The sequence below is a fragment of the Desulfovibrio mangrovi genome (assembly GCF_026230175.1).
In the GTDB taxonomy this organism is placed as follows: Bacteria; Desulfobacterota; Desulfovibrionia; order Desulfovibrionales; family Desulfovibrionaceae; genus Halodesulfovibrio; species Halodesulfovibrio mangrovi.
The window spans coordinates 63,392-82,591 of sequence record NZ_CP104208.1 but is presented as its reverse complement, the minus strand read 5'-3'; the positions used below and the strand labels follow the sequence as shown (position 1 = coordinate 82,591).

Below are 19,200 nucleotides of genomic sequence, written 5' to 3'. Positions count from 1 at the left end.
AAAATACACAACAGTAGTGTTTCTGCCTGCAACTACGCAGCCAGATGAAAGACTGAACACACACGAAACAAGCCGGCACTAGACACGGAAGTCGGCAATGCCCCCTTTGCCCGTGTAGGCACTCAGTATGTCCTTGCCGAACTGATAGGTATGTTCCATGCCGAACTGATACCTGTTCCGGGACGGACCGCCAGCATTCATGTAGTCCATGGTCTTGCTCACAACGGCAGCACCGAAGGTCTGCTTGTCAAAGGGAGCAGGCCCGGAACTCGCGTTGTTCATATAGTCCAGCGTCTTTGCGACAACTGCCGCGCCAAAGGTACTGCGGTCGGTAATGCCGCCCGCAGCGAAAGTGGACATGCCGTTCATGGTCTCCCCTCCTTGATCGGACATGAGATATACACCTACTATAACCACTTCTACCGAAAAGCATAATAGTTGGACAGGACCGCAAGAAGAAAATCATGCCGACTGCGACCAAGCACTCTGTGCTGCTGCACAAAAAAAGGGCACCCCGAGGGGTGCCCTTTCATATTCATTTAATATGCAGATCAAGCCGCACGTGCAGCCAGCAACTCTTCCAGAGCCGCGGCAAACGCGTCAATATCCTCTCTGGCGATCACCAGCGGGGGCACAAGGCGCAACACGCGTTCCTGGGTCAGGTTGAGCACAAAGCCCTTCTCCATCAGCGCCTTCCAGACATCCTGTCCGGGGAAAGCTAGCACAACGCCGATCATCAGCCCCAGCCCCCGAACTTCGGCTATAGTGCCGGGGTGACGCTCGCCAATGGCTCTGAAAAGCCCCATGGCATACTCACCCAGTTCCGCAGAACGTTCGGCGAGCTTTTCATCCTGCATGATGTCGATGACCTTTGCCGCCACGGCAGACATTGTGGCGCCTGCCCCAAAAGTAGTGGCATGGCTGCCGGGCTCGAAGCCGCGCGCCACGTCATCGGTCGTCATCATGGCTCCCATGGGCAGGCCGTTGGCCAATGCCTTGGCAGAGGTGGCCACATCCGGCTCCAGCCCGAAGTGCTGGAAGGCCCAGAACTTGCCCGTACGGCACAGACCGGTCTGGATCTCGTCCACCATGAACAGAACGCCGCGTTCACGACACAACTGCTGAATGCCTTCCGCAAACTCGCGAGTCATGGGCCGTACGCCGCCCTCGCCCTGCACGATCTCCACAAGGACACCAGCGGTCTGCGGTCCCATGGCCTCGGCCAGCGCCTCCAGATTGCCCCACTCCACCTGCCGGAATCCCGCAGGAATGGGAGCAAAGCCGTCCTGGAACTTTGTCTGCCCCGTGGCGGCCACGGTGGCAAGCGTACGGCCGTGGAACGCGCCGGTAAAGGTAATGATCTCGCCTGCGTCACGGCCCTTTACGCGCTGGGCGTAGCGACGTGCGATCTTGATGGCGGCTTCGTTGGCTTCCGCGCCGGAGTTGCAGAAAAACACCTTGCTGAAGTGACTGGTGGCAAGCAGCTTCTCGGCAAGCACGAGCTGCTCCTCCTGATAAAAGAGGTTGCTCACGTGCACCAGTTTGCGGGCCTGTTCCGCGGCCACATCAGCCAGTTCGGGACGACAGTGTCCCACGTTGGTCACGGCTATGCCGGCAAGCAGGTCAATATATTCCCGGCCGTCGAAATCGTACAGACGGGCCCCGCTGGCAGACTTCACTGCAAGGGGGTAACGCCCGTAGGTGCGGCACAACAACGCTTCTTCACGTTTCTTGAGGGCGTCAAAGGTCTCGCTCATGTAATTTGTATCCTGCTGACCGTTACGTTTCGCGTAAATCGGGTAACAAATCGGTTGGAAAGAAAAGCCATACACTCCTTGGCATGCAGGCTCCCGTAAAAACCACTCATCTCCCGGGCAGCCGTATCCGGCTCCCCGAAACGGGACGCCCCTGCATTCCGCAGAGGACTACATGGCTCCGGTATGTCCAAAGCCCCCGGCGCCGCGCTGGGTATCGCCGAGCTCTTCCGTCACCGTAATGTCCGCCTGATAGAAGGGCTGGAACACAAGTTGGGCAATACGTTCCCCACGGGTGACAGTGCGCTCTTCGCCGGACGTATTCAGCAACGAAACGATGATCTCGCCGCGGTAGTCAGGATCGATGACACCGACTCCCTGACTCACGGTAAGACCGCGTTTCGTGCCGAGGCCGCTTCGCGAGTACACGAATCCCGCTACATTGAGCGCCTCTGGCTCAATGGCGACACCCACGGGTATGGCGTGTCGTCCTCCGGGCGGGATCGTGATGCTCTCCTCTGCAAAGCAGGCACGCAAGTCCAAACCGGCCGACCACGGCGTGGCATAGGCAAGTCCGGTGTCGCCGGATTCCCCGCCGCCGTTGGCGTACACGTCCTGCGCATCCCGAAGGAAACGCACCCGAACCCCTATACGGGCTGGCCCGACGTGTCTGCAAGTTTCGCTTGTCACTACCTTTCTCCTGTGCAACATTGTATCATTACATAATATGCCTGCCCGCTACATGCCGGGCCGCTCTACTCCGCAACGCTCCGGCACATCCGGAATCAGACGGTCGCACTTTGATATGCCAGACGGTTGTTCAAGTAAAGTGATGTCACAGGATTGCCGCAGCTTGCCGGTAGAGGTAAAATATCTCATTGATTGAACGGCAGGACACGATACTATTTCGCGAGCCGAAATCGCTTCGCCACATTGCGAAGCAGGCATATGACAGGACATCTTTCGCCAGCCAATACGGAGGGTAGCGAATGCAACCGCTCAAGGTCTTCAGTGTCATTCCCCGTCTGCCGGAAAAACTGCACGGGCTCTGGGAGCTCGCCTATAACCTGTGGTTTTCATGGAACGGAGAAATCGAAAGCCTGTTCGCCCAGATAGACCAGACACTGTGGCGTGAAACGGAAAAAAACCCTGTGCGGTTCCTGAACAAGCTGCCGCAGGGCACCCTGCGCGAGCTTGCCAATGACGATTTTTACATCCAGCGCCTCAACGAGGCGCTGCAGAAGGCCCGCAACTATCTTTCCCGCCCCTCGTCTCTGCAGTTCAAACAGGCATCGCAGGCCAATCCTGCGTTGGTATACTTCAGCTTCGAATTTGGCATTTCCTCATGCCTGCCCATTTACTCCGGCGGGCTCGGGATTCTGGCAGGCGACCACCTCAAGTCCGCAAGCGACCTCAACATCCCCCTCGTGGGCATGGGCCTCGCTTACAAGCAAGGGTACTTCAGACAGTACCTGACCCCCGATGGCTGGCAGCAGGAACGCTACCCAGACTACGACTTCGAACAGCTGCCGATACAACGGGCCACAACGCCGGAAGGCGAACCCGCCTGCTTCATCCTCGACATGGGAGGACGCCCGCTGGAGGTACAGATATGGAAGGCCCAGATAGGCCGCATAGCCCTGTATCTTCTGGATACGAATACCGCGCACAACCCGCCGGAATTCAAGGCGCTCACCTCGCGTCTGTATGGCGGCGACCTTGAGATGCGCATCCAGCAGGAAATCCTGCTCGGCATCGGCGGCATGCGCGCCCTGGAAGTGCTGGGACTCTTCCCCAAGGTCATCCATATGAATGAAGGCCACTCCGCCTTCGCAGGACTGCAGCGACTGCGCAGCTTCATGCAGCAGGGGTTGTCATTCGAGGCGGCGCAGGAAGTGGCGGCATCCAGTTCCATCTTCACCACACACACACCCGTCCCCGCAGGCAACGATCGTTTCCCCATGGAAATGATGCGGCGCTACTTCGAAGGATACGCGCAGGAAATCGGCCTTGCCTTCAAGGTATTCATGGCCCTTGGCCGCGAAAACCCCTTCAATGACAATGAAGACTTCTGCATGACCGTGCTGGCGCTCAAGCTCTCCCGCTTCAGCAACGGCGTTTCCGAACTGCACAGCTTAGTGTCACGTAACATGTGGAAACAGGTCTGGACCCAATATCCGGTGGAAGACGTCCCCATCGGTGCATTGACCAACGGGGTGCATGCCCCCACATGGGTGGCTGAAGACGTAGGCCAGCTGAACGACCGCTATCTCGGCCCCAACTGGCGCGAGGATCCTGACTGCACCCGCACATGGGGACAGGCCATCAACATTCCCGATGCGGAACTCTGGCGCACGCACGAACGCCTGCGCGCGAGGCTCATCGACTTTGCCCGCATGCGCCTGCGCAAACAACTGGAGGCACAAGGAGCGCGCCGCAAGGAACTGCAGCACGCCGACGAGGTGCTGAATCCCGAAGCGCTCACCATCGGTTTTGCCCGCCGCTTCGCCACGTACAAGCGCGCCAACCTGCTGCTCAAGGAGCAGGACAAACTGATGCGGCTCATCGCCGACAAGAAGCACCCCATCCAGTTCATATTCGCAGGCAAGGCGCACCCCGCCGACAACGGCGGCAAACAGCTCATCAAGGATCTCATCACCCTGTGCCGTTCGCACGAGTGCCGCTTCAACATGGTCTTCCTCGAGGACTACGACATGGAAGTGGGACAACACATGATTTCCGGCTGCGACGTATGGCTCAACAACCCCCGTCGGCCTCTGGAAGCCTGTGGCACCAGCGGCATGAAAGCCGTGTTCAACGGCGTACTCCAGTTCAGTACGCTGGATGGCTGGTGGGACGAAGCCTATAAGCCGGATAACAGCCTTGGCTGGGCCATCGGCAAGGGCGAAGAATACAGCGATCCCGACTATCAGGATTTCGTGGAAATCCAGACGCTCTATAATGTGCTGGAAAACGAAATCATTCCCGAATTCTACGACCGCGGCCACGGCGGCTTGCCCCGGGCATGGATACGCCGGATGAAACAGGCATTCGTGGAATTGGGCCCCGTATTCAACTCGCACCGCATGGTCACGAACTACGTCAACAAGACCTATATTCCCGCCTATGAGAACTACCTGCGCCTGAGCGAAAACGGCTTCGCGGCAGCCCGCGAACTGGCCACCTGGCGCATGGATATGATGACCAAATGGAGCGCCGTGGAAATCCGCAACGTGCAGACCGTGGACGCTCCCAATCTGTTTGTTAACGAAAAACTCGTCATCGAAGCGGATCTCCACCTCAACGGCTTGCCTCCGGAGCATATTCTTGTAGAATCCTATTTCGGCCCTGTAAAACAGGACGGCAGCTTCGCCTCCCGCGAGATTGCCCCCATGACTCCCGTGTCCGAAGTCAGAGATGGCTGGATGCGTTACCGGGGCGAAGCAACCCCGCCCGAAGCCGGTCGCTTCGGGTACACCGTACGCGCCGTGCCTGCACACCCGCATCTTCTGGATCCGCACTCGCTCGGCCTTATCCGCTGGGCGCATTCGTAGGACACTCGTTTGTTGCAAACCATGCAGGGCGCGGTCCCGCGCGCCCTGCCCTTCTGAACCACCTGTCGATTCGGCAATCGGGACAACCATATGCGCACACTCTCCCGAACAGTTCTGCTCTGTTTCCTCAGCCTGACGTTGGCTTGCTCTATTGCCTATGCCGGACCGGATTCGCCCCCTTCCCTGACCAGCTACTCACAGCTCCCCCTGCACAGCCCCGGCCCCAAAACCTTGCGATTTGCCACGCTTGAATGGCCGCCATACATTTCCAAAGACCTGCCGGAGCAAGGCTACGTTGCAGAACTCCTGCGCGAAGTTTTTCTGCCCGCCGGATACTCGGTGGAGCTTGTCTACCTGCCTTGGCAACGAGCCATCAACTACATTACCCGCAAGGAAATTGCGGGGTATCTACCCGAATATTACGACCCCGATATGGACAGCCGGCAGTGCACCTACTCAGCGCCCTTCCCCGGAGGACCTCTGACCTTCATGCACAGAGCAAGCGATCCCCATTTCTACAAATCCATTGAAGACCTGAAACGGTATAGAATCGGCGTCGTTTCCGGCTATATCAATTTCAAGGAATTCGATGCCGCCACCTTCCTGCTCAAGGACTTCTCGACGGATGATCTGACCAACGTCCGCAAACTGCTCATGCGCAGGGTGGATATCATCATCGGCGATCCGCTGACCGCCCTCTACCTTTACCGGAAGCATATCGACGCCAAAGGCACGGCGCTTGGCGTGCAGCATCCCTATATTGAAAACAAGCCCCTATACGTATGCTTCAACCCTACGCACCCCAGCGTGGAGGCACTTCTGGATATCTTCAATTCCCGGCTGGCAGAGCTCAAGGCTTCAGGCAAAATCAAAGAGCTGCACACAAAACTCATGGACACCTACCTCCCGACCGACTCCCGCAACGGAACGGCCAAGAATCCGATATCAGTCCAGCCCCGCGTCAACTAACCTCTCCAAAGGCCATCCCGAAGCCCGTCTCAAAGACGTGCTCCGCCCCCGCAGAACAGCAATTCTCTTGCCTTCACAGACCCGATGGTCTACCAGAAAGCCCAATTCCATGCAGGAGGCTTACGTGTCCGATACTTCCCGTTCCCTCACCAAGGTGGCCATCATAGGCGGCGGTCTCGCCGGTTGCGAATGCGCGCGCAAACTGTCGCGTGCCGGGGTGGCTGTCACCCTCTTTGAAATGAAACCGCACCGGTATTCCCCCGCACACCAGATGGAAGGACTGGCCGAACTCGTCTGCTCCAACTCGCTCCGCTCCGACCAGCTGGAATCCGGTGTGGGCCTGCTGAAGCAGGAGATGCGTGAGCTTGGCAGCCTTGTCATGGAGGCAGCCGAGGCAACCCGTGTGCCCGCAGGCAAAGCGCTGGCCGTTGATCGCGAAAAGTTCAGCGCATATGTCACCCGCGCCATGGAAGAAGATCCCAATATCACTCTTGTCCGTCAGGAGATTGCTTCCCTTGACGCGCCGGAACTGGCAGGTTTTGATGCCGTTGTTGTCGCTGCCGGCCCCCTTGCAAGCGAAGGCCTGAGCGCATCACTCGCACAGGCCGTGGGCAGCACCCACCTGTATTTCTATGATGCCATCGCGCCCATTGTCAGCGCAGACTCCATCGACATGACCAAGGCGTTCTGGGGCTCCCGCTACATGCCGGAGGACAAGGACTATCTGAACTGCCCCATGACGCGGGACGAATATTTCGCCTTCCATGCCGCGCTGGTGGCCGGAGAAAAGGCTCCCACCAAGGATTTTGAAAAGGAAATCCACTTCGAAGGCTGCATGCCCATCGAAGCTCTTGCAGAACGCGGAGAAATGACTCTCGCTTTCGGCCCATTCAAGCCGGTCGGCTTCACCGACCCCAGAACCGGCACCCGCCCCTTCGCCATTGTGCAACTGCGCACCGAAGACCTGAACAAGTCCATGTTCAACCTCGTCGGTTGCCAGACCAAACTCAAGTACGGCGAGCAGGACAGGATTTTCCGCATGATTCCGGGGCTGGAGAATGCAGAGTTTGTCCGCTACGGCAGCGTGCACCGCAATACTTATGTAAACGCACCGAAAACGCTGAACAACGACCTGTCTCTCAAGAGCCGGCCCAACGTCTTTCTTGCCGGTCAGATCACCGGCGTGGAAGGTTATGTGGAATCCGCAGCCTGCGGCATGTGGCTGGGCATCATTCTCGCTGCCCGCTCAAGAGGACAGGAAGTGGAAATTCCGCCTGCGGTAACCTGCCTCGGCGGCCTGCTCAATCACCTGCGCACGGAGCAGAAGAACTTCCAGCCGTCCAATGTCCAGTTCGGCCTGATGCCCGAACTCGGCATGCGGGCCAAGAAAAAGGACCGCAAGGCCCTCTACGCGGAACGGGCGAGGACGCACTTCGCCGAATGGTTCGAAACAGTTCGCGAAAAGCTCTAGAAGCATTAAAGCGCCGGAAGCATCAGCTCCGGCGCTTTTTACTTCCCTCCTCCTCCTCCTCCTCCTCCTCCTCCTCCCCCAACGACAACATCTGTTTGCATTTATAGTGCAAACTTCTTTTATCAGTGCTATTGGGTGTTATCACCTTTTTTTATCATGACATGGATGAACCCCCTTGGCATTCAACATGTTATGACAACATTCATGTTCTGCACAGGAATTGCAAACGGCCACGGCTCATAGTGCCCCGCATACGAAAACGCCGGGCACGGAACACGGTACACAGACGGACATGGCAATGACAGCACATGACCGCCTGAAGACCGCACGAACCTGAAAAAAGGAGAAATGGCCTATGATCAACACCCCATAGCCCTTAACTGTGTTGGGCAACCGTTCGAGTGGCATTGTGTGACCGTATTTTGTGGATCGCGTTGCGACGAGAGGGGGTTTCACCCCATCGGACAACAGGTTGTGTAACATGGGAGGAGACTGAAATGTCTCAGGATTCGAATATTGTTGTCGACAAGGGCAAATCTTCCATATCGGACCTCTGGACCAAGGAAGACTACTGGGCCATCTGGCTCGGTTTTTTCATCATTGCAACCGCCTTCTTCCTCTATTTCAATTTTTCCCCCACGCAAGAGTTCCAGGACAAGATCGCCCAGCAGAATGCCGTCATGGAGTCTGAGGCGGCCAAAGCCCCCTTCAAGACCATCGCATGGCACAAGGCCAAAGACGCCAAGGGCAAACTGAAGGCCGAAGACGGCGCCCTTGGCAAGTTCTTCAAACACTGGACTGCGGCCCCTGGTTCATGGAAATCCAATCCGCTGGAAGCCCTGATCCTTTCCCAGGAACAGGCAGATGCCAAAAATGACGCTGCAAAGCCCAAGTATAAGGAAGCAAAGGCCAAGACCGAAAAAGCCTTTGCCCTTGCTCAGACAGCGGAAGCTGCCGCAGTTGCCGCCAATTTTCAGGACGTTGCCCTGAACGATGAGGCGAAAGCCCAAATAGCCGATTGGCGCGCCGCCCATAAAAAGGAAAGCGATGCCAAGAAAAAGGTTTCCAGCAAGCCATACAACCGCATTCCCACGCTTGTGGTGCTCTGTCTGGTCTTTGCCCTGTTCTTCAGCATCGGCATCAAGTTCATGGGTAAGGATACCGCAGGATTCCTGAAAGGCTTCGCGGTCGTTTTCGGCGTTTCGACCCTCGCCTACCTGATGGGCGGTCAGTCCGTGGCAAAACAGTACGGAGTTGGTGCTGAAGCCTGGGGCGTCATCATCGGCATGCTCATTGCCAACACGGTAGGCACCCCAGACTTTGCGAAAAAGGCTTGTGAAGTTGAATACTTCATCAAGACCGGCCTCGTTCTGCTCGGTGCTGAAGTGCTCTTCAACAAGATCGTGGCCATCGGCATACCGGGCATATTCGTGGCGTGGGTGGTTACCCCCATCGTTCTCATATGCACCTTCATCTTCGGTCAGAAGATTCTGAAGATGCCTTCAAAGACGCTGAACATCGTCATTTCCGCCGACATGTCCGTATGCGGCACCTCTGCGGCCATAGCAACGGCAGCGGCCTGCCGTGCCAAGAAGGAAGAACTGACCTTGTCCATCGGGCTTTCGCTGGTCTTCACCGCCATCATGATGATCGCCATGCCGGCCTTCATCAAGGCGGTAGGCATTCCGGAAATCCTTGGCGGCGCGTGGATGGGCGGTACCATTGACGCAACCGGCGCCGTGGCTGCTGCGGGCGCCTTCCTTGGTGAAAAGGCCCTCTATGTTGCTGCCACCATCAAGATGATCCAGAACGTACTGATCGGTGTTACCGCATTCGGCGTAGCCGTATACTGGTGCACGCGTGTGGAATGTGAAGCCGGCAAGTCAGTGGGCTGGATGGAAATCTGGCACCGCTTCCCCAAGTTCGTGCTTGGCTTCCTGTCCGCATCAGTTCTGTTCTCCTTCATTGACGGCAGCCTCGGTAGCGACATGGGCTACACCATGGTCGACCACGGTGTGGTGCGCGGGTTCACCCGCCTCTTCAGAGAGTGGTTCTTTGCCCTTTCGTTTGCGGCCATCGGCCTTGCGACCAACTTCCGTGAACTGGCCCACTACTTCAAGGGAGGCAAGCCGTTGGTGCTGTACGTGTGCGGTCAGTCCTTCAACCTGGTGCTCACGCTGACCATGGCATACATCATGTTCTACCTCGTGTTTCCGGAGATTACCGCGCAAATATAACGTCCACATATCCAAAACAAAATGGGAGGCTTCGGCCTCCCTTTACTTTTTTTTAAACCTTATACCAATTTTTTTCTAACGAGGTTGTCAGACCAATTTTCTCGGCATACACATACACACATGTATATCCATCTGGCATGTTCATCAGAAGAGATCATATCGTTTGTTTCTCGCGGACTCGTAAAATCCGGCGAGCAACTGTCCGTCATCAGCGCCCCAGACGCACTGACAGTGCAGATGCTTTCCTCTCAACCGGAACAACAGTCTGCGTTCATGCTTGACCTTGATTATGTACATGCATCCACTATGCTTGACACGCTTCGCCAGTCTGACCCCCTGGCCGGCATTCCCCTTATTGTATTGGTGAACAGCAAACATGTGGAGCCGCATGAGCCGCCCACGCCACCGCATGCAGTCCGCGTTCGCAAACCATTCTGCATCAACGCCATCCATCAGGGAATCCGACGGTCGAAACGGATAATCAACGGCCAGCCGAACGAAGTGCTTGAAGCCGGTGACATCCAGCTGGCGCCTTCAACCGGGGCAACCTTCAAAGCTGGCAGATCGCTGCGTACCCACCCAAGAGAGACCCTGCTGCTTGAAACGTTCATGCGTTCTCCCGGAGAAGTGCTCAGCAGGGAATTCATTCTGGACAACTTCTTCGACTACACCGCGCGCCCCAGACCCAATCTTGTAGATGTACTGGCCTGCCGCCTGCGTTCCCGCCTGCATGCAGGAACAGACAAGCAGGTGCTGCACACGGTGCGCGGTCAGGGATACATGTTCAAGCCCTAACCCCCTTCCCTCCGTCAGAAAAATATCCTCACGGGCTTTCCTTGGCTTGCCTTTCAAGGCAAAATACAGCACGTTTCGCATTCGCCGCACCTGCGTGCGGCCTACCGAACACGAAAAGAAACAAGGATTCCCATCGTGCGATATCAGAATATGCAGCAATTGCTGGCAGACCTTGAACGGACTGGCCAGCTCGTCAGAGTGACGGAAGAGGTCGATCCATATCTTGAAGTGGCCGAGATTCAGCGTCGGGCCTACCGCGCAGAAGCACCGGCCATACTCTTCACCCGGGTCAAGGGCACGGCCTTTCCCATGGTGTGCAACGTATTCGGCACACTGGAACGCACCCGCTGGATATTCCGCGACTCCCTGCGCGCGCTGGAAGGCCTGTTCAAACTCAAGGTCAATCCGTTCGACTTTTTCAAGCAGCCGTGGCATTACGCCGGAGTTCCGCGAGCCCTCTGGTCCACCTTGCCCAAGAAGGTGAAAACCGGCCCCGTGTTGGACAACACCACCTCTGTGACCAAGCTGCCTCAGCTGCATTCCTGGCCCATGGACGGCGGCGGCTACGTGACACTGCCGCAGGTGTACACGGAAAGCCCGGACTCCCCCGGCTTCATGAAATCCAACATCGGCATGTACCGTGTACAGCTGACCGGTCCCAATTTTGAACCGGACAAGGAAGTGGGCCTGCATTACCAGATTCATCGCGGCATCGGCTACCATCACGCAGAAGCCCTGCGCCGGGGCGAACCGCTCAAGGTAAACGTGTTCGTGGGCGGCCCGCCCTCCATGACGCTTGCAGCCATCATGCCCCTGCCGGAAGGCATTGCCGAAATCCTGTTCGGCGGCGCGCTGGCCGGATTCCGCATTCCCATGATTGAGCGCAAGGGCCAGCTTCCCATCCTCGCCGAAGCGGACTTCTGCATCTGCGGCACGGTTCATCCGGGCGAGCAGAAGCCGGAAGGACCGTTCGGCGACCATCTGGGATACTACAGCCTCGCCCACGACTTCCCCCTCATGCGCGTGGACGCGGTCTACAACCGCAACGATGCCGTATGGCCCTTCACCACGGTGGGCCGCCCCCCGCAGGAGGACACGGTCTTCGGCACATTCATCCATGAATTGACCGCCGATCTCGTACCCACCGTCTTCAACGGCGTGCGGGAAGTACATGCAGTGGACCAGGCGGGCGTGCACCCCCTGCTGCTCGCCATCGGCAGCGAACGCTATGTTCCCTACGCACAGGAACGTCAGCCGCAGGAGCTGATAACCTGCGGGCTTTCCCTGCTCGGCAATACTCAGACCTCCCTGTCCAAGTATGTGATCATCGCTGCCCACGAGGATAATCCCTCGCTGCATACCCACAATTTCAGGGAATTCCTGACGCACATGCTGGAGCGTACGGACTTTGAACGGGATCTGCACTTCATCACGCGTACGACCATAGACACGCTCGATTACACAGGCATCAGTCTGAACCAGGGCTCCAAGCTCATCTGGGCAGCCTGCGGCCCCAAAAAACGCTCACTGGGGAACAGCCTGCCTTCAGGCTTTACGCTGCCGGACGGCTTCAGCGCCCCCCGCGTCTTCGCCCCCGGTGTCATCGTTCTGCAAGGGCCCAAGCATACTGCGGCTCGCGACGAGCACGAAGATGCCATGTTCCAACTGGCCGAGCATCTGCAGAACCAGTCTGCGGATCTCTCGCCCCTGCCCCTCTTCGTTGTGGCGGACGACGCCGATTTCACGGCCAAGGATTGGGACAATTTCCTGTGGGTCACGTTCACCCGTTCAGACCCGGCCACCGACATGTACGGTGCCGGCGCTTTTACCCACTGCAAGCACTGGGGCTGCAGAGGCCCTGTCATCATTGACGCCCGCCTCAAATCATTCCACGCTCCGGCCTTGGAGGAAGATCCGGCCATTACGGAAAAAGTGGACAGACTTGCCGCCAAGGGCGGTTGTCTGCATGGAATCCTGTAACCGGTTCCGCCTGCTGATCATTTTGAAGGCGGCCCTAAGGCCGCCTTCTTTTTTCATGGGCAGAACGGAAATATAACATCCATGCAATCTCAGACGTGGTATTGAATTAATCCTTGCCGAGAAGGCCAACGAGCCAGCCCCATCCGTTCCTTCTGCTCCCCCCTGCAGGGAACGGTTTTTGCACATCATTCCGGGCAGCAAGACGTCGTGGAAACGCAGCTTGTTCGTCACATTACTCCGGTAATGTGCATTAACATGCAACTCTCATACATGGAGAGCACTATGAGCCAAAGCGTTACAGGAACGCACAACCGGCCCAATCCCCACATGCACACGCGCTACTCCCACACGGAGGCAGCCTTGGTTCAGGGGAAAGACGATAATCCGTTCGCGCTGTTTGCACAAAAAATGACCGAGCACGGATTGCCGCACCAACTCATAGCGCTCTTTGCGGCCTACTACGACGAAATCGTCAACAATCACACAGGGCTGATCCCCGATTCGGAAATCAATCCCATTGGCGCGGAAGACCTGCCAAGCATCACTGCGCTTGAACGCTATGCCGACAGGGGCATGGAGGAAGCTGCCCGTGCCGTTGTCATCAAACTGAACGGCGGCCTTGGCACCAGCATGGGCATGACCTATGCAAAATCTCTCATTCCTGTACGCAGCGGCCGGTCATTTCTGGAAATCATCGTCCGCCAGACGCTTGCCCTGAGGGATGCCTGCGAAACGGACGTCCCGCTCGCGCTCATGAACAGCTTCAGTACGGACGCAGATACCGCCGAGGCTCTGCGCAATCTTGATGCGGAGCATGTGATCCCCAACTGCTTCATGCAGCACAAATTCCCCAAGGTGAACCGCGCCACCCTGCGGCCCGCAGAATACCCTGAGAACCGAGGCCACGAGTGGAATCCTCCCGGCCATGGCGACCTGTATTCCGCTCTCGCCCTTTCCGGACTACTCGACAGACTGCTTGATGAAGGCAGACGCTACGCCTTCATTTCCAACTCCGACAACCTCGGGGCAACACTGGACATGCGCATTCTCGGCTACATTGCCGAAGAGGGCATTCCCTTCCTGATTGAAGCGGCCCCGCGCACAGTTTCCGACCGCAAGGGCGGTCATCTTGCCCGCAAGCCCGATGGCAGTCTCATTCTCCGCGAACTGGCGCAGTGCCCTGCGGACGACCTGGACAAATTCCAGAACATTGAACGCTACGGCCTGTTCAACACCAACAACATCTGGATAGATCTGAAAGCGCTGCGGAACCACATACGCCGCCAGGGACTGCTCAAGCTGCCCATCATTCTGAACCCCAAGACCGTGAACCCGCGCGACCAGCATTCCGACAAGGTATTTCAGGTAGAAAGCGCCATGGGCGCAGCCATCTCCAGCTTCCCCGGCGCGCAGGCCATCGTGACATCCCGCGAGCGTTTCCTGCCCGTAAAAACTTGCTCCGATCTGCTTGCGGTCATGTCCGACTGCTTCGTCATGCGCAAGGATGCCACGCTCATCCCCAATCCGGCCCGCCTGCTGCCGCCCATAGTCATTGATCTGGACAAGGCATACTATGGCACCATTGACAAACTGGAGCTGCGCTTCCCCCACGGGGCCCCCAAGCTGGCCGCATGCAAGTCGCTGACAGTGCAGGGCGACGTGGTCTTCGGCAAGGACATCGTCATCATAGGCGACGTAACCATACGCAACTTCTCCGCCATGCCGGTGCGCCTGCCTGCCGGGATGCAGATCGATCACGATATCACCATAGAATAGCACGCTATATTGTACCCACAGAGGCCCGCCCAGCTGTCTGGACGGGCCTTTTTCTTTGCTGTAGCTGATGAAATGTAGAGTATTGTGATGATATTTTCCTGACGAATTTGATACCTACTCTAGATACTTTCTTGAGTATCAACAAAATATGGTATAGTCTTTGGGCAAAATACCATGACCCTTGGGGGGACATGGAGGAAAAATTCCTAAGAATTTCCTACCCATAAGCATGGGGGGCCCGCGAATGCCACAAGTTGCTGCACGGATCACCAACGATCAGGAGAAGTGGCTGAAAGATTATTTCCGCACCAAGAGCGCCGGCGCGGAGTTCATCCTGCCTTGGGCGGTAGACACATTCTTCCGCGCAACCATGCAGATTAAAAGCCAGTTTTCTGCTCCGGAACTAAAGACCATCGTCGAAGCCCACAAGGACATCAAGCTTCTTCCTGAAAACACCCGGCTGGACTACCTCCTTCTGCGCACGCGAGACGCCTGCGAAGTGCAGAATCTGCACCTCAAGCACGGTGCCAGCAAGACGAGTCTGGAAGCGAAGCTGAAACGGCTGGACGACACACAGGCAACCGCCCTCATGGTCTGGGCAGCGGCTTTCTGGGTCAGCAAGAACTGCTCTGCCGAAAGTCTGGACGAATATATCAAGCAATACTGAGCAGCACTCGTAGAAAACACAAAAGCCCCGCCGGAATGGCGGGGCTTTTCTTTTAATATGCCACCTCTGCGGGACTCCCCTGCTCTCAGGGCTTGAAGAACCTTAACCGCAGGGCGTTGGTCACAACAGAAACGGAACTCATGGCCATGGCACCACCTGCAATCATCGGCGACAGGGTGGGACCATCAAACAGGGCATACACAAGCCCCATGGCCACAGGGATACCCAACACGTTGTACCCGAAGGCCCAGAACAGATTCTGCCTGATGTTGGCCACCGTAGCCCGGCTCAGGGCTATGGCGGTGAGTACGCCATCCAGGCTGCCCTTCATCAGCACAATGTCCCCCGCCTCCACGGCCACGTCTATGCCCGTGCCCATGGCTATGCCAACATCCGCACGCGCAAGGGCCGGAGCGTCATTGATACCGTCCCCGACCATGCCGACAATCTTTCCCTCAGCCTGCAGCGATGCAACGGTGCCGTCCTTCTGATCAGGCATAACTTCGGCAATCACATTCCTGATTCCCGCCTGCGCAGCCACCGCCCGGGCCGTCCGCTCGTTGTCGCCGGTCAGCATGACCACGGAAATGCCCATGGCTTCAAGCCTGCGCACCATCTCAGGCGCCTCATCCTTCAGCCGGTCGGCAATGGCCAGCACGGCCACTGCCCTCGCGGTCTGCGGGGCGGCATTCATATCCCTTATGGAAACAAGAAGGGGGGTGCGCCCCAATTCCGCCTGTGCAGCCATGATTTCTCCGGCACGCAGTACTTCGGCATTCTTCGAATTTCCGGAAATATCGGACAGCACAAAACTGGCGTTGCCCACCCGGACCAGCATCCCATCGACCACGCCCTGCACGCCCTTGCCCGTCACGGACTGAAAATCCTGCACGGAAACAGGTGCAGCCCCTCTCGCGGCAGCGCCGTGAACTACTGCTTCCGCCAACGGATGCTCGGAAACGGATTCAAGCGAGGCGGCATAGCGCAACACCTGTGTTTCCGGCATATCAGCCAGAGCCACAACCTCCACCAGTTCCGGCATACCTCGGGTCAGCGTGCCTGTCTTGTCAAAGACCAGCGTCTGCACGGAGCCAGCCGCTTCAAGCGCGGCTCCGTTCTTGATCAGCACGCCGAACTGCGCTCCGCGCCCGGTACCGACCATGATGGACGTAGGCGTGGCCAAGCCCATGGCGCAGGGGCAAGCAATAACCATGACGGATATGAAAATGCGCAGGGAAAATGTGAAGTCCGCCCCGCTGGAGAACCACGCAATGCCGGAAAGCAATGCCAGTCCCATGACCACTGGAACGAAATACAGGCTCACCCTGTCGGCAAGGTTGGCGATGGGAGCCTTGGAGCCCTGCGCATCCTGCACCAACCGGATAATGCGTGCCAGAACGGTATCACCACCCGTGCGATCCACACGGATGGTCAGCGCACCGTTCCTGTTCATGGTGCCGCCTGCAACCGTTTCCCCGACATCCTTGGAAACAGGCATGGACTCACCAGTCAGCATGGATTCATCAACGCTTGAACGCCCCTCAAGTACCGTACCGTCAACAGGGATACGCTCTCCCGGCTTGACCAGCAGCATGTCGCCCTTATGCACCTGCGATACGGGAATAACCGTCTGCTCGCCATCCTTGAGCAGGGTGGCCGTATCCGGCGTCAGCTCCATGAGCCCGCGGATGGCATCGGAGGTGTGGGCACGCGAACGGGTTTCAAAATACTTCCCGAGGGAAACCAGAGCAATCAGCACAGCTGCGGATTCATAGTACAGGTCCATAACCAGTTGCATGCTGCGTTCCGCGTGCGGTCCGAGCCATGCAATTTCAACGGTGTTCCACAGACTGTAGATGAAGGCGGCTCCGGTACCCACGGCGATAAGGGAATCCATGTTCGGCGCACGCTGCGCCAGATTACGGAAGCCGATACGATAAAAATCCCTGCCGGACCACATGACGGGCAGCACCAGCGCCAACTGTACGAGTGCATAGGTCAACGGAGCATGATGCGGGGAAATCGCCTGCGGCATAGGCAATCCGACCATCTCGCCCATGGAGAGGACAAGAAGCGGCAGCGCGAAGAGAAATGCCGGCACAAGGCGCGCGCGCATGAGTGCAAGCCGGTTTCTGGTTTCTTCCTGCTGCAGTTCCCACAGGGAGCCAGCATCATCCTGCCCTTCGGCAATGTGCTCGGCTTCAAAGCCCAAGGCTGCAACCCGCTGCACGATGGAGTCTATCATGTCGCGATGCGATACACCCGAGCCGAGACGGACAGTGGCGTAATCCGTTGCCAGACTGACCTCGGCACTTTCCACGCCCTCCATCTTGCCCACAACCTTCTCGATACGGGTGGAACAGGCGGCGCAGTGCATACCCCGAATGCCGAAACGCAAAACGTCGGATTCGCCTTCCGATACGGACGGAGCAGGCGGAAGCGCCTCAAAGCCTATAGAGCGCACCCGCTCGGCAATGGCTTCCGGGGTCAGGACAGAAGGATCAAATCGCACATCAAGCAGTTCCGAGGCCAGATTGACGCTCGCCGAATCCACCCCTTCCATTCTGCCCACAACCTTTTCGATCCGCCCGGCACATACGGCACAGGTCATGCCCCGAACAGGCATACGCACAGTTCTGCCACCTTTCCGGTCTGTTGCAACGGCATCCTGCACCTGTGGCGGTGGAGTTCCGGATTCCTTTTCACTCATAATCACGTCCGTTTCTGCTGAAGGGTCGCCGTACATCATACGGAGCAAACCGAACCATGATGCGCGACAGAAATAACGAATTATCGGGACTGCTTGCCTAATCAGTTCCCAGTACATACAATAAGGAACAACTCTGAAAAGACAACCACTAACAATGGAGATACCACCATGCCCAGCATCAAAGTACAAGGCATGACCTGCAACCATTGCAAGGCTTCCGTCACCGAAGCCGTTTCCAAAGTCCCCGGCGTTGCCTCCGTGAACGTGGATCTGCTGAAGGGCGAAGCAACGTGGACGGAAAACGCCCCCGTGGACGTCAATGCCATTCGCGCAGCCATTGAAAACATCGGTTTTGATGTTCCCGAATAGAAAATGGCTCAACCAACAAAAAAACGAGGCCTTGGGGCCTCGTTTTTTTTATGCTTGCTGTCCAACAGCCTACTTCAATTTCACGCGTAGCGTATTGCTCTTCGCCTGCAGGGCATCCCAACTGCGGGGGGCTGTTCCGGCAATATCCATGACGATACGCACACTCTTTTCATGACGGGCGAGCCGTACCCCCGTAACAAGCGCATTGGACTTGACGGAAGGCACTGCCAGCTTCTCGAAATTGCCGTTCAGGTCGATGACCACACGCTGCGGCTGCTTAAGCGAGAACACCTTGTAGTCAAAGGCACCCGCCGCGACAACTTCCAGCACACCGGTATTACCGCTGGCAGTAAAGACAATGGACTGCAGCGCATTCACGGCAGGTTTGACAGGAGCAGATTTGACAGGAACCGGAGCAGCTTTCACTGGCTCAGGCTTCTTTGCGCTTTCCTTGACCTTGGGGGCGGCAACGGCCTGCACGCTCTCCTTCTTCGCGGGAACTGCGGGCTTCACCGGAGCAGGCTGCAGCGGCTCAGGACGCACCTGTTCCACAGCTGCGGGCTCGGATTTCACCTGCGCAGACTGCACTGCGTCTTGCGCCTGTCCCGCTCCAATGGCAGCAGGAGCAGACGGCGCATCACTTGCGGCAGGCACATCAGACACATCCTGTGCCCCGGGCTGCACAACAGGCGCAGGCTCGGCTTCAGACTGGTTGCCCACAGGAATGCGCACGCCGGGAGCATCCGACGGCACCTTGACCACAGGAGACTTCTTCAGGATGTCGGAAAACTCCGCACCGCCCTGCGGCGCGGAAGCGGGACCAAACGCCCACTGGTTCAAAACAATCAGAATCATTGCCAGCAGCACCACGGAAAGGATGAGCATGGCGACATTCTTATTCATCTATGCCTCGTTTAC

At 57.5% G+C, this 19,200-nt stretch carries 14 protein-coding genes; 9 read left to right on the top strand and 5 right to left on the bottom strand.

Annotation, left to right across the window (positions count from 1 at the left end):
• Positions 1 to 78 precede the first annotated feature (78 nt).
• The 3 genes from N1030_RS00340 to dut all read right to left on the bottom strand — a co-directional run bounded on the left by N1030_RS00340 (position 79) and on the right by dut (position 2,444).
• The gene (locus tag N1030_RS00340; RefSeq protein WP_338033320.1) at positions 79 to 393 is read right to left on the bottom strand and encodes a hypothetical protein; all 315 of its coding nucleotides are present in this window, start codon (positions 391 to 393) and stop codon (positions 79 to 81) included.
• A gap of 158 nt (positions 394 to 551) precedes the next feature.
• Positions 552 to 1,757, bottom strand: coding sequence for an aspartate aminotransferase family protein (locus N1030_RS00335; RefSeq protein ID WP_265826973.1), 1,206 nt, complete (start codon positions 1,755 to 1,757; stop codon positions 552 to 554).
• Between the two features lie 168 nt (positions 1,758 to 1,925).
• On the bottom strand, positions 1,926 to 2,444 hold the full coding sequence (gene dut / locus N1030_RS00330) for a dUTP diphosphatase (protein WP_265826971.1): 519 nt from the start codon (positions 2,442 to 2,444) through the stop codon (positions 1,926 to 1,928).
• Between the two features lie 299 nt (positions 2,445 to 2,743).
• Here dut and glgP point away from each other — a divergent pair, with 299 nt between their 5' ends.
• The 8 genes from glgP (at position 2,744) to N1030_RS00290 (ending at position 15,203) form a co-directional block, all read left to right on the top strand.
• Positions 2,744 to 5,308: an alpha-glucan family phosphorylase gene (gene glgP, locus N1030_RS00325; protein ID WP_265826970.1), complete on the top strand. Its 2,565-nt coding sequence runs from the start codon at positions 2,744 to 2,746 to the stop codon at positions 5,306 to 5,308.
• 90 nt (positions 5,309 to 5,398) lie between these two features.
• A complete protein-coding gene (locus N1030_RS00320; protein WP_265826969.1) occupies positions 5,399 to 6,277 on the top strand; it encodes a substrate-binding periplasmic protein in 879 nt (292 codons plus the stop codon).
• 124 nt (positions 6,278 to 6,401) lie between these two features.
• Positions 6,402 to 7,748 carry a methylenetetrahydrofolate--tRNA-(uracil(54)-C(5))-methyltransferase (FADH(2)-oxidizing) TrmFO gene (gene trmFO, locus N1030_RS00315; protein WP_265826968.1) on the top strand — a complete coding sequence of 449 codons (1,347 nt, stop codon included), beginning with the start codon at positions 6,402 to 6,404 and terminating at the stop codon, positions 7,746 to 7,748.
• A gap of 497 nt (positions 7,749 to 8,245) precedes the next feature.
• Positions 8,246 to 9,985: a YeiH family protein gene (locus tag N1030_RS00310; protein WP_265826967.1), complete on the top strand. Its 1,740-nt coding sequence runs from the start codon at positions 8,246 to 8,248 to the stop codon at positions 9,983 to 9,985.
• Between the two features lie 120 nt (positions 9,986 to 10,105).
• Positions 10,106 to 10,780, top strand: a complete 675-nt coding sequence (locus N1030_RS00305; RefSeq protein ID WP_265826965.1) for a winged helix-turn-helix domain-containing protein — start codon at positions 10,106 to 10,108, stop codon at positions 10,778 to 10,780.
• Between the two features lie 135 nt (positions 10,781 to 10,915).
• Complete coding sequence (locus N1030_RS00300; protein WP_265826964.1) at positions 10,916 to 12,760, top strand: UbiD family decarboxylase; 1,845 nt, start codon at positions 10,916 to 10,918, stop codon at positions 12,758 to 12,760.
• A gap of 282 nt (positions 12,761 to 13,042) precedes the next feature.
• The gene (locus N1030_RS00295; RefSeq protein ID WP_265826963.1) at positions 13,043 to 14,536 is read left to right on the top strand and encodes a UTP--glucose-1-phosphate uridylyltransferase; all 1,494 of its coding nucleotides are present in this window, start codon (positions 13,043 to 13,045) and stop codon (positions 14,534 to 14,536) included.
• Between the two features lie 244 nt (positions 14,537 to 14,780).
• Entirely contained in the window at positions 14,781 to 15,203 is a 423-nt protein-coding gene (locus N1030_RS00290) for a hypothetical protein (RefSeq protein ID WP_265826962.1), read from the top strand.
• 85 nt (positions 15,204 to 15,288) lie between these two features.
• Here the strand turns inward: N1030_RS00290 and N1030_RS00285 are convergent, their stop codons facing one another.
• The gene (locus tag N1030_RS00285) at positions 15,289 to 17,913 is read right to left on the bottom strand and encodes a heavy metal translocating P-type ATPase (protein ID WP_420842819.1); all 2,625 of its coding nucleotides are present in this window, start codon (positions 17,911 to 17,913) and stop codon (positions 15,289 to 15,291) included.
• 168 nt (positions 17,914 to 18,081) lie between these two features.
• Between N1030_RS00285 and N1030_RS00280 the strand changes: the two genes are divergently transcribed.
• The gene (locus tag N1030_RS00280) at positions 18,082 to 18,282 is read left to right on the top strand and encodes a heavy-metal-associated domain-containing protein (RefSeq protein ID WP_265826961.1); all 201 of its coding nucleotides are present in this window, start codon (positions 18,082 to 18,084) and stop codon (positions 18,280 to 18,282) included.
• Positions 18,283 to 18,351: 69 nt separating this feature from the next.
• Here the strand turns inward: N1030_RS00280 and N1030_RS00275 are convergent, their stop codons facing one another.
• Complete coding sequence (locus N1030_RS00275) at positions 18,352 to 19,185, bottom strand: AMIN domain-containing protein (protein ID WP_265826959.1); 834 nt, start codon at positions 19,183 to 19,185, stop codon at positions 18,352 to 18,354.
• Positions 19,186 to 19,200 lie beyond the last annotated feature (15 nt).

Bases quoted from the DNA above. Each gene is read 5' to 3' on its own strand.
- N1030_RS00275 (WP_265826959.1), bottom strand. From the start codon at position 19,185: ATGAATAAGAATGTCGCCATGCTCATCCTTTCCGTGGTGCTGCTGGCA.
- N1030_RS00290 (WP_265826962.1), top strand. From the start codon at position 14,781: ATGCCACAAGTTGCTGCACGGATCACCAACGATCAGGAGAAGTGGCTG.
- N1030_RS00310 (WP_265826967.1), top strand. From the start codon at position 8,246: ATGTCTCAGGATTCGAATATTGTTGTCGACAAGGGCAAATCTTCCATA.
- N1030_RS00305 (WP_265826965.1), top strand. From the start codon at position 10,106: ATGTATATCCATCTGGCATGTTCATCAGAAGAGATCATATCGTTTGTT.
- N1030_RS00280 (WP_265826961.1), top strand. From the start codon at position 18,082: ATGCCCAGCATCAAAGTACAAGGCATGACCTGCAACCATTGCAAGGCT.
- N1030_RS00285 (WP_420842819.1), bottom strand. From the start codon at position 17,913: ATGAGTGAAAAGGAATCCGGAACTCCACCGCCACAGGTGCAGGATGCC.
- glgP (WP_265826970.1), top strand. From the start codon at position 2,744: ATGCAACCGCTCAAGGTCTTCAGTGTCATTCCCCGTCTGCCGGAAAAA.
- N1030_RS00320 (WP_265826969.1), top strand. From the start codon at position 5,399: ATGCGCACACTCTCCCGAACAGTTCTGCTCTGTTTCCTCAGCCTGACG.
- N1030_RS00335 (WP_265826973.1), bottom strand. From the start codon at position 1,757: ATGAGCGAGACCTTTGACGCCCTCAAGAAACGTGAAGAAGCGTTGTTG.
- N1030_RS00340 (WP_338033320.1), bottom strand. From the start codon at position 393: ATGTCCGATCAAGGAGGGGAGACCATGAACGGCATGTCCACTTTCGCT.
- N1030_RS00295 (WP_265826963.1), top strand. From the start codon at position 13,043: ATGAGCCAAAGCGTTACAGGAACGCACAACCGGCCCAATCCCCACATG.